General features: G+C 65.3%; 11 protein-coding genes and 1 riboswitch. Of the genes, 6 read left to right on the forward strand and 5 right to left on the reverse strand.

The window, feature by feature from the left end; all coding sequences use genetic code 11:
* Positions 1–221: 221 nt before the first annotated feature.
* The 5 genes from DNK06_RS23315 to DNK06_RS23335 all read right to left on the reverse strand — a co-directional run bounded on the left by DNK06_RS23315 (position 222) and on the right by DNK06_RS23335 (position 4,329).
* Positions 222–857, reverse strand: a complete 636-nt coding sequence (locus DNK06_RS23315; RefSeq protein WP_131182341.1) for an urea amidolyase associated protein UAAP2 — start codon at positions 855–857, stop codon at positions 222–224.
* 10 nt (positions 858–867) lie between these two features.
* A complete protein-coding gene (locus DNK06_RS23320; protein ID WP_131182342.1) occupies positions 868–1,596 on the reverse strand; it encodes an urea amidolyase associated protein UAAP1 in 729 nt (242 codons plus the stop codon).
* A gap of 10 nt (positions 1,597–1,606) precedes the next feature.
* Positions 1,607–2,377 (reverse strand): ABC transporter ATP-binding protein, encoded by a 771-nt coding sequence (locus DNK06_RS23325; RefSeq protein ID WP_131182343.1) that lies wholly within the window; start codon positions 2,375–2,377, stop codon positions 1,607–1,609.
* Positions 2,374–3,189, reverse strand: coding sequence for an ABC transporter permease (locus tag DNK06_RS23330; RefSeq protein ID WP_131182344.1), 816 nt, complete (start codon positions 3,187–3,189; stop codon positions 2,374–2,376). The genes DNK06_RS23325 and DNK06_RS23330 overlap by 4 nt, the downstream gene beginning before the upstream one ends.
* Positions 3,190–3,261: 72 nt before the next feature.
* Entirely contained in the window at positions 3,262–4,329 is a 1,068-nt protein-coding gene (locus DNK06_RS23335; RefSeq protein WP_131182345.1) for a putative urea ABC transporter substrate-binding protein, read from the reverse strand.
* A 67-nt stretch (positions 4,330–4,396) separates the two neighbouring features.
* Positions 4,397–4,503, reverse strand: a riboswitch (guanidine-I (ykkC/yxkD leader).
* Positions 4,504–4,839: 336 nt separating this feature from the next.
* Here DNK06_RS23335 and DNK06_RS23340 point away from each other — a divergent pair.
* From DNK06_RS23340 to DNK06_RS23365, 6 genes are all read left to right on the forward strand, one after another.
* Entirely contained in the window at positions 4,840–5,280 is a 441-nt protein-coding gene (locus DNK06_RS23340; protein WP_131182346.1) for a hypothetical protein, read from the forward strand.
* Positions 5,281–5,825: 545 nt separating this feature from the next.
* Entirely contained in the window at positions 5,826–6,977 is a 1,152-nt protein-coding gene (bcsQ, locus tag DNK06_RS23345) for a cellulose biosynthesis protein BcsQ (RefSeq protein WP_207390025.1), read from the forward strand.
* Entirely contained in the window at positions 6,974–9,160 is a 2,187-nt protein-coding gene (gene bcsA / locus DNK06_RS23350; protein ID WP_131182347.1) for a UDP-forming cellulose synthase catalytic subunit, read from the forward strand. Before bcsQ ends, bcsA begins: the two co-directional genes overlap by 4 nt.
* Positions 9,157–11,439, forward strand: a complete 2,283-nt coding sequence (bcsB, locus tag DNK06_RS23355) for a cellulose biosynthesis cyclic di-GMP-binding regulatory protein BcsB (RefSeq protein WP_131182348.1) — start codon at positions 9,157–9,159, stop codon at positions 11,437–11,439. The genes bcsA and bcsB overlap by 4 nt, the downstream gene beginning before the upstream one ends.
* 20 nt (positions 11,440–11,459) lie before the next feature.
* Positions 11,460–12,680 (forward strand): cellulose synthase complex periplasmic endoglucanase BcsZ, encoded by a 1,221-nt coding sequence (bcsZ, locus tag DNK06_RS23360; RefSeq protein ID WP_131182355.1) that lies wholly within the window; start codon positions 11,460–11,462, stop codon positions 12,678–12,680.
* Positions 12,659–13,450 (forward strand): tetratricopeptide repeat protein (locus tag DNK06_RS23365; protein ID WP_131182349.1); only part of this gene is annotated, 792 nt, incomplete at its 3' end. The genes bcsZ and DNK06_RS23365, both read left to right, overlap by 22 nt.

Here is a 13,450-nt window from a genome sequence, read left to right on the forward strand (position 1 = left end):
CGGCCTCGTTGAACGTGGCGGGCCGTCCCGCCGGTAATGGGGCTGCGCCACGGTCGTCCGTAGTCAGCTACAAGCCTCAAGCGACAAGCTGTGAGAGGGGGGGGTCAATCAGTCCTGCGCTTGGTCTTTCCTCTCCAGGCACTGCCCGGCCCGGCTCTGGCAGAGTTGATACAGCCAGCGCCGTACCCCTTGCAGCTTGTGGCTTGCCGCTTGCCGCTGCTTCACGCCCATACCAGCACCTCCGCGGGAGTGGGGTTCCAGCCGTTGCAGGGGTTGTTGAGTTGCGGGCAGTTGGAGATCAGTACGATCACGTCGGTCTCGGCTTGCAGTTCGACGTATTTGCCAGGGGCGGAGATGCCGTCTTCGAAGGTCAGGCCGCCGTCCGGGGTGACTGGCACGTTCATGAAGAAATTGATGTTGGCGCCGATGTCGCGTTTCTCCAGGCGGCCTTCGTGCAGGCTGGCGCGCAGGAAGTTGTCGCGGCAACTGTGCATGAAGCGTTTGTCCAGGGCGTAGCGCACGGTGTTGCTCTCCTGGGCGCAGGCGCCGCCGAGGGTGTCGTGGCGCCCGCAGGTGTCGGCGACGATGGTCAGCAGCGGGTTGCCGAGGTTGGAATAGAGCACCGTGCCGGCAGTCAGGTAGACGTTGTTCTGCTTGCGCAGGGTGCGCTGCGGATCGAAGCGTTCGCGCGGGTTGCGGGCACTGTAGAACAGGGTGTCGATGGCCTGGTTGCCTTCCAGGTCGTGCAGGCGCAGGGTCTGCCCGGCCTTGACTTCGAACAGGTAGGGTTCGCCGGCCGGGATGGTGTGGCGGAACACAGCGGTCTCGGGATGCAGGTTGCTTTCGATCAGGCTCATGTCGGCACCCTCAGAGGTATTGACGTTCAGTGTTGTGGAAGGCGCGGCCGTTTTCCGGGCGCGAGGTGCGGCAGAGCACACTGATGCCGTCGCTCTCGACCTTGCTCCAGCTCAACTGCACCGGCTTGGGCGCGTATTGCGGATTGGGATCCATCGGGTGCTGCAGGGCGGTGAGCACCACCAGGGTGTCCATCGGCGCATACAGCTCGATGTAGTCGCCGGCCTGGCTGTTATCGCCGTGGAACCTGAAGGCGCCGTCGGCATCGACGCTGACCTTGCTGAACAGGTTGAGGGTCATCAGCAGGTCTTGCAGGTTGAGGTTCCACTTGCCCATCTCCACCAGCAGGTTGTCCATGCCGTTGCGGAAGAAGCCGTTGCGCAGTTCCTGATAGCGGCCCTGGCCGTATTTCTCGGTGACTTCACTGGCCGAGAGCACGCCGCCGAAGCTGTCGTGCCAGCCGCAGGTGTCGGCGGTGATCGCCGCGAGCACACGGCCCATGTCCGAGTACAGGCAGTGGCCGGCGGTGAGCTTGGCGGTGTGCTGGCCCTTGAGGGTGTCCGGCAGGTTGAGGCGCTCGCTTTTCTCCTGCGCGTTGAACAGCAGCAAGCTGACGTTGGCGTGGCCTTCAAGGTCGGTGATGCGCAGCAACTGGCCGCGCTTGAGGACGAACGAGGTGTGGCCGCCACCAGGGACGGTTTCCTCATAGAGGGTAGGGCGCAGGGTGAGGGCAGCTGTCATGGCAGTCTCCTTACAGGGCCGGTGCGAGGTGCGCCGGCAGTGCCGCGATGGCGCTTCGGCGATCGCTGTTCAGGGGGATGTCGTAGGTGATGCGCGCGCCGAAGGCATTCGGTGCGTGCGGGTCGATACGGGTCTTGTCGAACACCATCAGGCGGGTGCCGAGGCTGAAGCCTTCGGCGAGATCATGGGTGACCATGAACACCGTCAGCCCGGTTTCGCGCCACAGCTCCAGCAGCAGGGCGTGCATGTCCTTGCGGATGCCCGGGTCGAGGGCGCCGAAGGGTTCGTCGAGCAGCAGCACCCGGGGTTTCATGATCAGCGCCTGGGCGATGGCCAGACGCTGCTGCATGCCGCCAGAGAGCTGGCTGGGGTATTTGTCCTGGGCATGGCCGAGGCCGACCTTGCCGAGGATCGCCGCCGCCTGCTCGCGAGCGTCACGCTTGGCAGCGCCGAACAGGCGACCGAGCAGCGGCGCGCGGGGCAGTTCCAGGCCGATGGCGACGTTGTCCAGTACGCTCAGGTGCGGGAACACCGAGTAGCGTTGGAACACCACGCCACGGCTGGCATCCGGCTCGCCCACGAGTGGCTCGCCACCCAGCAGGATCTCGCCCTTGCTCGGTCGCTCCTGGCCCAGCAGCAGGCGCAGGAAGGTCGACTTGCCGCAGCCGGAGGCGCCGACCAGGGTGCAGAACTCGCCCTCGGCGATGGACAGATTCAGGCGCTCCAGAACGATCTGGTCGCCGTACGTCTGCCAGACATTTTTCACTTCAATGAAGCTCATGCCTTGGCCCCCTCGTACCAGGGGAAACACAGCCGCGTCAGCTGGCGCAGACCAAGATCCATCAGCCAGGCGAGCAGGGTGATCCACACCACGTAGGGCAGGATCACGTCCATGGCCATATAGCGGCGTACGAGGAAGATGCGGTAACCCAGGCCATCGGTGCTGGCGATGGCTTCGGCGGCGATCAGGAACAGCCAGGCGGAGCCCAGCACCAGGCGCAGGGCGATCAGCAGGCGCGGTAGCAGCTGTGGCAGTACCACCCGCAGGATCAGCGTCCAGGTGCTGGCGCCGAGGGTCTGGGCCTTGATCAGCAGTTCCTGGGGGATTTCCCGAGCGCGCTGCTCCAGGTCGCGGGCCAGGATCGGGGTGATGCCGATGACGATCAGCATCACCTTGGACAACTCGCCCAGGCCGAAGACGATGAACAGGATCGGCAGTATCGCCAGCGGTGGCACCATCGACAGCACGGTGAGCAGCGGTGACAGCGGCGCACGCAGCAGCGGCAGGATGCCGGCGGCGATGCCCAGGCAGAGACCCACCAGCGCAGCGATGCCGATGCCCATGCCGAGGCGCGTCAGGCTCGAGGCCGTATCCTGCCGGAAGGCGTAGCCACCGGTGCGCTTGTCTTCGGTGAAGGCCAGGCGGTCGACGGCGGCGATCATCTGGCTGGCGCTGGGCAGCAGCTTGTCGTTGGGGTTCTCCGCCAGGCGCTGCGCCGAGCCTACGAAGTAGGCGAACAGCAGCAGGGCGAAGGGCAGCAACACCAGCAGCAAGCGGCCGGCCCTGTCGGGATGTCGGTTGATCAGGCGCATAGATATCTCGTGGTCTGCGGTCGCGTCTCGAGGTGCGTGCCCACACCGAGCGTGGGCACGATCAGTCCTGCCTCAGAGTTGGCCGTCAGCGGCCATCTGCATGTAGGTCGGGTCGAAGCGCAGCTTGAGGTTGCCCTGGTCGCCGGTGGTCACGTCGTTGGCGAAAGCCATGCCGATGGCGTCGGCGCTCTGCGCGCCTTCCCCTAGCAAGCCGTGATCGAACGAGAATGCGGCGACCTTGCTCATGGTTTCCGGCAGGCGTGGGCTCTTGGTGAAGGCCACGGCATCCTTGGCGCTGTAGAACATCTTGGTAGTGGCCAGCTGCGCCTCGTAACCCGCGAGGTCGGTGCCGGAGGCCTTGGCCATGTGCTCGCGGGCAGCCTGACCGGCAGCTCCGCTATCGCCCATGGTCGCCATGATTTCGTACCAGGCACCGGTCAGCGCCTTGCCGAGGGCGGGGTTGTCCTTGAGGGTGTCGGTGTTGATCACCATCAGGTCGATGATTTCGCCCGGGATCTGGCTGGAGTCGAACACTTTGGTCACGCTAGGCGTGGCCTCGATCTCGGCGAGCAGCGGGTTCCAGGTGGTGACGGCGGTGACGTCCTGGGTCGCGAAGGCGGCGACCATGTCGGCGTCCGAGGTGTTGACCACTTTCAGGTCGCGCTCGCTGAGGCCGGCTTTTTCCAGGCCGCGGGCGAGCAGGTAGTGCGATACCGAGAGCTCCACCAGATTGACGTTCTGGCCCTTGAGGTCGCCAAGGGTCTTCTTCTCACCCTTGAGTACGATGCCGTCGTTGCCGTTGGAGAAGTCGCCGACGATCAGCGCCGTGCTGTCCACGCCGCCAGCGGCAGGGATGGTCAGGGCGTCCATGTTGGTCATGGTGCAGCCGTCGAACTGGCCGGCGCTGTACTGGTTGATCGACTCGACGTAGTCGTTGATCTGCACGACGTCGATGCTGATGCCGTACTTTTTCGCCCACTTGTCGACGATGCCTTGGGTGGCACCGTATTCCCAGGGCATCCAGCCGGCATAGATGGTCCAGCACACACTGAAGTTGTCCTTCTGAGCGGCCTGGCTATTGAAACTGATGGCGGCGACGAGGCCGGCGGCGAGAACGGAGAACAGACGGGGCTTGCGCATAGGGAACCTCCAGTTCGAGAAAGGGCGGGCAGGAGTGCGCGGCGATTTCCCCATCGCTGGGGGCGCGTTCTCCCGGGCTTTTGTCCCGCCGTGTAACCTCTCGAGGAGGTCGCCAACTCTCGGACCAGTCATTCGCCTGCTGATTGGCGAATCGGAACCCTAGTCGGCTATTGCAAATTGTGATGCCGCTATCCCGGGCCACGGCCAGGGACTTTCCTGCACGAAAGGGAGTAAGCGAGGATCGTGCCAGGCAGTGGCTGGTCGTCTAGCGCGCGGCTCCGGGCTTTTTCCTGACTATCTGTTGCGCTCTCGTGGTGCGCAAATGGTGCGAGGTGCGCGGTTTCGGCGCGTCGTTTCGTCCGTTCTCCGGGCAATACTGAAATCATTTGTAGTGACTCACCCGACGAGCGGGGCGGATTCGGCCTGCGTCGGGTTGTCTGAGGGATATTGGGAAGACTCCCGGCATCGGTAGCCGCCGATGTGCCTTTCGCGGTCGAAGGAGGCCGCCTCATGATCCGTAAATCCATGCTCGTCGCGTTGTTGGGTTTCTTGCTAACCGGTTGCGCCGTCTATGGCGACAGCGGCTATGGCGGTGGCTATCGCGATTATGATCGTCAGTACTACCCTGGTGCTCACGTGCAGCGCTCTCAGGTGTATGGGACGCCGCGAGTGTATGTCTACGAGGATCGGCGTTACGACCGTCGTTACGCTCCGCCGCGGCACTATGCACCGCCTCCACCACCCCGGTATTTCCATCAGCCGGGCTATGATTCCCGCTATCACAGCCGCCATGACCGCAATAGTCGCGATTACCGTCCCGCGCCGAGGCCGGGCTGGGAAGGGCAGCGCCATCACTACCAGCAGCAACAGCGCCAGCGCGGTGCTGCCTTGCAGTGGCAGCAGCGCGAAACGCCGCAACGCTTCCAGCGAAGCTGGGAGCAGCGTCGCTGAGATGCCGCCTTGCCTAGAACGGTTGTGCTTGCCCCAGGCCCTTCATGAATGACCTATCACCCTGGACGCAGGCCTGCACCCAGGGTTGCCTGCGCGCGATAGCCTCCAGCCCATGGTCCGGTTTCCACGACGCTAGTCGGCAGGCGCTGCCGTGTCGGCGTTCCTTCCGGCTATCCGCCATCGGCGGGTGCGATCCGGTTGTGCCTGGTTGCCCTCGACAGATAATAGTGGCTATTGCCGCAGCGGCACTCGACCCCCTGGCCGGCGCACAGCCGCCAGTAGCGCAGGGGCGGGCAAAATACTTGTTTCCGGGGATGGCGGCGTTCTCGCCTATCCCGTCTAATTCGACGTTCATCGGCGAGACCGTGACGTACGAAGAAAGTTCGATAAAAATCCCTGCCGGAAAAATGGAATCATATTGACATTATCTCAGCGATGCGCTGTAGAATTGACGGCATGTCAATTTGGCATACTCATTCGTTATTTTATTGACGGTTTAGCGTGACGTTATCTTGTCAGTGCTGTCACCACGCATCCGAGCAGATATGAGCACATCCAGCGATATATTGAGTTTGTTCAAGCAGTTTGGCGGGCGCTCTGACCAGTATCAGGAACTGACCCAGGCTGACGATAATCGCGAATCCCTCGATCGCTGGCCCGGCCTGGGCAAGGTCGAGAGGCCGGATCCCGTGGTGGCGAGCATGCCCAGGCCACTGGCTGAGGCAGACAGGGTCGAACCCGTGATCTCGACGCCTTTGCCCGAGCGCTACACGACCGAGGCCGCTCCCGTGGGGTGGGCAGGCGAGAGCCTGCAAAACCTGCTGGGCAAGCTGGCCCAGGAGTCCAGGGAACAGGCCCCCGTCGACTCGCCCAGGGCACCGGTTCGCAGCCGCCCACGGCTTGACAACATCAAGGTGATCGCCGTGGTCTCGGCCAAGGGCGGCGTGGGCAAGAGTACCCTGGCCGCCAACCTGTCGGCGGCCCTGCACCAGCAGGGGCGCATGCTGCTGACGATCGATCTCGATCCGCAGAATGCCCTGCAGCACCATTTCGCGGAGGTGGCCGGCGAAGCCCGGCCCAGGATGCTGGAAGGCGTATCCGCAGCCGACACGGACTGGAAGGCGATCTGCCAGCCCAGCACCGCAGGCGTCTTCTTCCTACCGTACGGCGCTGTCGAGGAAAAGCGCCGGCGCCTGTTCGAACAGGAACTGGAGCGGGATCAGGACTGGCTGGCTCGGCACTTGAGCGACCTGCACCTGGTCGATGATGCCATCGTCGTCATCGACACGCCCCCGGGGCCGTCTCCTTATCTGCAGCAGGCGCTTGCGGTCGCCAACCTGGCCCTGGTCGTCACCCTCTGCGACGCCGCGTCGTACACGGCGATGCCGATGATCGACGGCTTGATCCGGACCTATGCCGCCGAGCGCCCCGATTTTCTCGGCAGCGCCTACGTGATCAACCAGGTGGACAGCTCGCGTCAGCTCAGCAAGGACATCACCCAGATCATGCACAATATCCTGGGGCCGCAAATCCTGGGCATCGTGCATCGCGATCAGGCGATCAGCGAGGCCCTGGCCTACAACCGCGATGTACTGCGCTACGATCCGCACGGGCAGGGATGCCACGACATCCTCGAGTGCGCACGGGCCATTGCCGCACGACTGGCGGCCGATACGCGGCACGAGCAACGCTCATGAGTCGTGTGCAGGCCAGGCCCACCCGCTCGCAGCAGGTGGCCGAGGGAGTTCTCGGGCTGCTGTCCAGCCGCCCGGCCCGGGTGATCCTGGCGCTGCTCGCATTGGCAGTGCTCCTGGTCATCGTCTCGACGCCGCTGGATCTGCAGCAGCAACTGCTGTTCGCCGCGCTGTGCCTGGGCGGCACGCTGCTTTTGCGGCGTGCCGGAGGACGCCTGGCGATCCTGGCGATGATCGTGCTTTCGGTCATCGCATCGCTGCGCTACATGTACTGGCGCCTGACCTCCTCGCTGGGTTTCGAGAGCGGGATGGACATGCTGTTCGGCTATGGGCTGGTGCTGGCCGAGGTCTATGCCCTGCTGGTACTGCTCTTCGGCTATCTGCAGACGGCCTGGCCGCTGCGCCGCAAGCCTTACCCGTTGCCGCGGGACAGCCGGCTCTGGCCCACCGTGGACGTGTTCATTCCGACCTACAACGAGTCGCTGGATATCGTGAAACTCACGGTATTCGCCGCCCAGGCCATCGACTGGCCGAAGGACAAGTTGCGCGTGCACGTGCTCGACGATGGCCGGCGTGAGGCGTTCCGCGCCTTTTGCGCGTCAGCCGGCGTCGGCTACATCGTGCGCCCCGACAACAGCCATGCCAAGGCGGGAAACCTGAACTGGGCATTGCGCTGCACATCCGGCGAGTACATCGCGATCTTCGATGCCGACCACGTGCCGACCCGCTCCTTCCTGCAGATCGGCATGGGCTGGTTCCTCAAGGATCCGCAACTGGCGATGCTGCAGACGCCGCACTTCTTCTTCTCGCCCGATCCGTTCGAAAAGAACCTGAAGACCTTCCGCTCCGTGCCCAACGAGGGCGAGTTGTTCTATGGCCTGGTGCAGGACGGCAATGACCTGTGGAACGCGACGTTCTTCTGCGGTTCGTGCGCCATCATCAAGCGTGCGCCACTGGAGGAAGTGGGTGGGGTGGCGGTCGAAACCGTCACCGAGGACGCGCATACCGCGCTGAAGCTCAACCGCGTCGGCTACAACACGGCCTACCTGGCCATTCCCCAGGCGGCCGGGCTGGCCACCGAGAGCCTGTCGGGACACATCGGCCAGCGCATTCGCTGGGCGCGGGGCATGGCGCAGATTTTCCGTACCGATAATCCCCTGCTTGGCAAAGGCCTCAAGCTCGGCCAGCGGCTGTGCTACCTGAACGCCATGCTGCACTTCTTCTACGGCCTGCCGCGCCTGGTGTTTCTCACCGCGCCTCTGGCCTACCTGATATTTGGCGCGCAGATCTTCCAGGCGCCGGCGCTGATGATCGTGGCCTATGCGCTGCCGCACATCCTCAATGCCAACGTGACCAACTCGACCATCCAGGGGCGCTTCCGCCATTCGTTCTGGAACGAGGTCTACGAGACGGTGCTGGCCTGGTACATCATGCGCCCGGTGTTGCTGGCGCTGATCAACCCCAGGTTCGGCACGTTCAACGTGACGGCCAAGGGCGGGCTGATCGACCAGAGCTACTTCGACTGGAAGATGGCGCGCCCCTATATCGTCGTGCTGATGCTCAATCTGCTCGGCCTGCTGGTCGGTACCGCCAGGCTGGGCTTCGATGCCAATGCCGATGCCGTGATCCTGCTGATCAACCTCAGCTGGACGCTGTACAACATCATCATCTGTGCCGCGGCGGTCGCGGTGGCCAGCGAGGCACGGCAGATTCGCGCCGAGCCCCGCGTCTACGCGCAACTGGCGGCGACCATCGGCCTGGCCAATGGCCGGACCATCGCCTGCCGGACCAACGATTTCTCCCAGAGAGGGGTCGGCATCAATCTGCCCGAGGGCGTTGCGGTGCCGCAGGGGGAGGAGGTGCAGGTATCGCTGTTTCTCAACTACGAGGAGTGCGTGTTCCCGGCCACGGTGGTGTTCAGTCGCGGTAGAACCCTGGGCCTGAACTTCGCCCAACTGGATCTCCAGCAGCAAGGGGCGTTGGCCCGGCTGACCTTTTCCCGCGCCGACACCTGGGCCTCGACCTGGGGCCAGGGTTCCCTCGATACCCCCCTGGGCGCCCTGGGCGAAGTTTCCCGCATCGGCATACGCGGCATCGCCTTGCTTTCCAAGGCCACCCTGGCCGAGCTGATCCGTCGTGGCCGGCTTCTCTCTCCATCGACCAAAACCTCGCAGAGGCATCCATGAGCGTTCGAGGCAAGGCAGTATCATTCGGCAAATGCAGGAAAACGCTCGTGATTTCCACGTTGCTGGCCATTTTCGGGCAGCAGGTCAGTGCCGACGAGACGCCGGTCGTGGCACCGGAGGGTGAGAACCCGGCCGCGGCATTGCCGGTTGCGAACTATCGCTTCACCCTCAAGCAACTGGGGGCGAGCTACCCGATGAACCTGCGCGGTGTCGAGGGCAGCGACAGTGTCAGTTTCGATATCCGTGCCGATCAGGTGGTCACCCAGGCGCAACTGGCGCTGGAGTACAGCTATTCGCCGGCGCTGCTGAGCGAGTTGTCGCAGATCAACGTGCTGGTCAACGAGGAAGTGGCCGCCAGCCTGGCCCTGCCGAAGGAAAACGCCGGCACCCCGCAGAAACAGGTGGTCGAGATTCCGGCGCACCTGATCACCGAGTTCAACCGCTTGAGCCTGCAACTCATCGGCCACTACACCATGCAGTGCGAGGATCCTCAACACTCCAGCCTCTGGGCCAAGATCAGCAATGCCAGCCAGTTGCAGATCCAGACCGCGCCCCTGGCCCTGGCGGACGACCTGGCCAGCCTGCCGCTGCCGTTCTTCGACAAGCGCGATGCGCAGCCCCTGGCGTTGCCTTTCGTCTTTTCCGCCAGCCCGGACAATGCCGCGCTGGAGGCCGCGGGCGCACTCTCGTCGTGGTTCGGCGCCTTGGCCAGTTACCGCGGTGCGACCTTTCCGGTCAGCCTGGAGCAGTTGCCGGAGAAGGGCAACGCCGTCGTGCTGCTCAGCGGCGGCGCGGGGATCGCCGGTCTCGACCTGCCCGAGACGAACGGGCCGAGCCTGTCCCTGGTCGGCAATCCCAACGATGCCTTCGGCAAACTGCTGATCGTCGCCGGGCGCGACAGCCAGCAACTGAAACAGGCCGCCACGGCACTGGTGCTGGGCAGCCAGGCGCTATCCGGGCAGAGGGCGGTCATCAACCGCGTCGCCGGCCTGCAGCCACGCAAGCCCTACGATGCGCCGAACTGGCTGCCGAGCGATCGCCCGGTGCAGATTGGCGAACTGATCGAAGCCAAGCGGCTCGGCGTTTCCGGCTACGACCCCGGCACCATCAGCATACCGTTGCGGCTGCCGCCCGACCTGTTCAACTGGCGTGAGCAAGGCGTGCCGCTCAAGCTGAAATACCGCTACACGCCCCAGCCGGTATCGACCAACTCGTCCCTGCTGGTCAGCGTGAGCGGCAAATTCCTCAAGTCCATGGCCCTGCCTTCCCGCGAGAAGCTCGAGAGCGACGCGTCGCTGCTGGCCAGGCTCGGGCAGGGCGACAGCCTGGTCAGGGAGGCGACACTGCGCCTGCCCCTGGAAAGCATGCCGTTGCAGTCCTCGCTGCAGTTGCGCTTCATGTACGACTACATCAAGCAGGGCGAATGCCGGGACATCATCATCGATAACATGCGTGGCGCGATCGAACCGGACTCGACCATCGACCTGAGCGGTTATGACCACTTCATCGCCATGCCCAACCTGGGTGTGTTCCAGGGCAGCGGTTATCCCTTCACCCGGCTCGCCGACCTGTCCGAAACCGCGGTGATCCTGCCCGATGGCGCGGGGCCGGCCGAACTGTCGGCCTTCCTCACCGTGCTCGGCCGCTTCGGCGAATCCACCGGCTATCCGGGCACGGCGGTAACCGTGGCCCAGGCGCAACAGGTGGACGAGCTGCGCGACAAGGATCTGCTGGTGTTCGCCTCGGGCGCCAATCAGCCCCTGCTCCAGGCCTGGGCGGATCGGTTGCCGGCAAGCCTCGACGGCGAGCAGCAGCGCTTCGAGCTTTCCGACCTGGCGTTCCGGGTGCGCAACTGGATCAGCTCCGACCCGCAGGCCAACCTGCGGCGCAGCCGCAGCAGCCTGTCCCTCGGTGGCGAGGGCGCGGGTACCTACCTGGCCGGTTTCGAGTCGCCGCTGAAGAGCGGCCGCAGCGTGGTGGTCATCGCCGGCAGCGAGCCCGAGAAGCTTGCCGAAGCGACCGCGGCGCTGATCGGCGGGGAAGACTACGAACAATCGATCCAGGGCAGCCTGGCCATCGTGCAGGGCACCCGGATCCATTCGCTGGTCGCCGACGAGCAGTATCACGTCGGGCGCCTGGGGTGGTTCAAGTACCTGCAGTGGCTGTTCGCGCACCAGCTGTGGTGGATGCTGCTCGCCACCGCGCTGGGCGCCGCGATCGTCACCTGCCTGCTCTATGTCTCGCTGCGCGCCCGTGCCCGGCGCAGGTTGGGCGAATGAGCCGGGAACGCACGCGGGCCATGAGTCAGGAGGCGTCCGCCGCGGCTCGACCGCCACGCGGACGCCTGGCCCTGCTCGCCGCCACGGCCGTGACCGCGCTCTGGCCCGGCCTGGGCCTGGCCGACGAGGTCTGCAGTGCCGATGCCTGGCCGCACTGGCAGCGCTTCAGCGAGCGCTGGGTGCAGGATGACGGACGGGTTCTGGAATCGAGTCTGGAAGCGCACCACAGCACCTCGGAAGGGCAATCCTACGCCCTGTTCTTCGCCCTGGTCGCCAATGACCGGGCGCGCTTCGCGTCCATCTGGCGCTGGAGCCTGGAGAACCTGGCGGGCAACGACCTCGACAGCCAGTTGCCGGGCTGGTTGTGGGGCAAGGGCAAGGATGGCGTGTGGCAGATCCAGGACGCCAACTCGGCTGCCGATGCCGACCTCTGGTTCGCCTATGCCCTGCTCGAGGCGGCGCGCCTGTGGGACGAGCCGCGCTACCAGGCCGATGCGCAGCGTCTGCTGGCCACGGTCAAGGCGCGGGAAGTCGCCGACCTGCCGGGGCTGGGGCCGATGCTGATGCCGGGGCCGGTCGGTTTCGTCCAGCCCGACCACCTCTGGCGCCTGAACCCCAGCTATATGCCGCTGCCGCTGCTGCGACGTCTGGCCGGATTCGAGCCGGAGGGGCCCTGGCAGGCGATCGCCGAGAACACCGCGACCCTGATTCGCCAGGCCTCGCCCAAGGGCTTCGCTGCGGACTGGGTCGGTTATCGCGGCACCTCGCCGCAGACCGGCCTGTTCGTCGACGACCCGTTCAAGGGCGATGTCGGCAGCTATGACGCCATCCGCGTCTACCTGTGGGCCGGCATGACCGCGCCCGGCGACCCGCTGGCCAGGCCGATCCTCGACAGCCTGGGCGGCATGGCGACGGCCACCGCGTCCAGCGGTATCCCGCCGGAAAGCGTGCGGGTCGCCACGGGCAGGGCCGAGGGCGGCGGACCGTTCGGCTTTTCCGCGGCGCTGGTGCCCTACTTCCAGGCCAAGGGCCAGCCCTGGCTGGCCGACATGCAGCAGCGCAAGGCCGTCGAGGGCCTGGAGAAGGCGCTCGACGGCCGCGAGGCGCAGGATCATCCGGTTTATTACGATTACATGCTCAGCCTGTTCGGTCTCGGCTGGGCGGAAAAGCGCTACCGCTTTCTCGAGGATGGCAGCGTGCAACTGTTCTGGGAGTCCGCATGTTCCGGTACCACGCGCTGACCATCGGCCTATTGGCGGCCTTGACCCATGGCGCCGGTCTTGCCGAGGCGATCGATCCGCAGAGCCTGCTGATCCAGCAGGGGCATTTCTGGCAGGCCCAGGACAGGCCCCAGCGGGCGGCCGAAGCATGGAACAAGGTCCTGCAACTCGACCCGCGGCAGCCGGAGGCGCTGTACGGGCTCGGCGTGATCGAGCTGGAGGCCAAGCGCACGCAGAAGGCCGGCGACTACCTGAGCCGGCTCAAGGCCCTGCAGCCATTGCCCAGGCAGGCCCTGCAACTGGAGCAGGACATTGCCCTGGCCAGTGCCGCCAGCCAGAAGCAGCTGGAAGCGGCGCGTCTGCTGGTCGATTCCGGCGAGCGGGAAAAAGCCGTCGTGCAGTACCGGAAACTGCTGGCGGGGCGTGAGCCGCAAGGCCTGATCGCCCGCGAGTACTACAACAACCTGGCCTTTACCGAAGGCGGCTGGAGCGAGGGACGCGCCGGCCTGGAGCGCCTGGTCCGCGAGCGCCCGGACGATTCCATCGTCGCCCTGTTCCTGGCCAAGCACCTGGCCCGTCGCGAGGACACCCGCGCCGAGGGCATCAAGGCGCTTGCCGAGCTGTCCCGGCGGGTGGACATCGCCGGGGATGCCGATGAGAGCCGGCGCCTGGCCCTGACCTGGATGGGCGCGCCGAACAAGGCGCAGGCGCCGCTGTTCGAAGCCTTCCTCAAGGACCATCCGGAGGACGAGGAAATCCGCGCCTTGCTGGCCAAGGGGCGGGCACAGGGC

Source organism: Phytopseudomonas daroniae, assembly GCF_004327285.1.
In the GTDB taxonomy this organism is placed as follows: Bacteria; Pseudomonadota; Gammaproteobacteria; order Pseudomonadales; family Pseudomonadaceae; genus Aquipseudomonas; species Aquipseudomonas daroniae.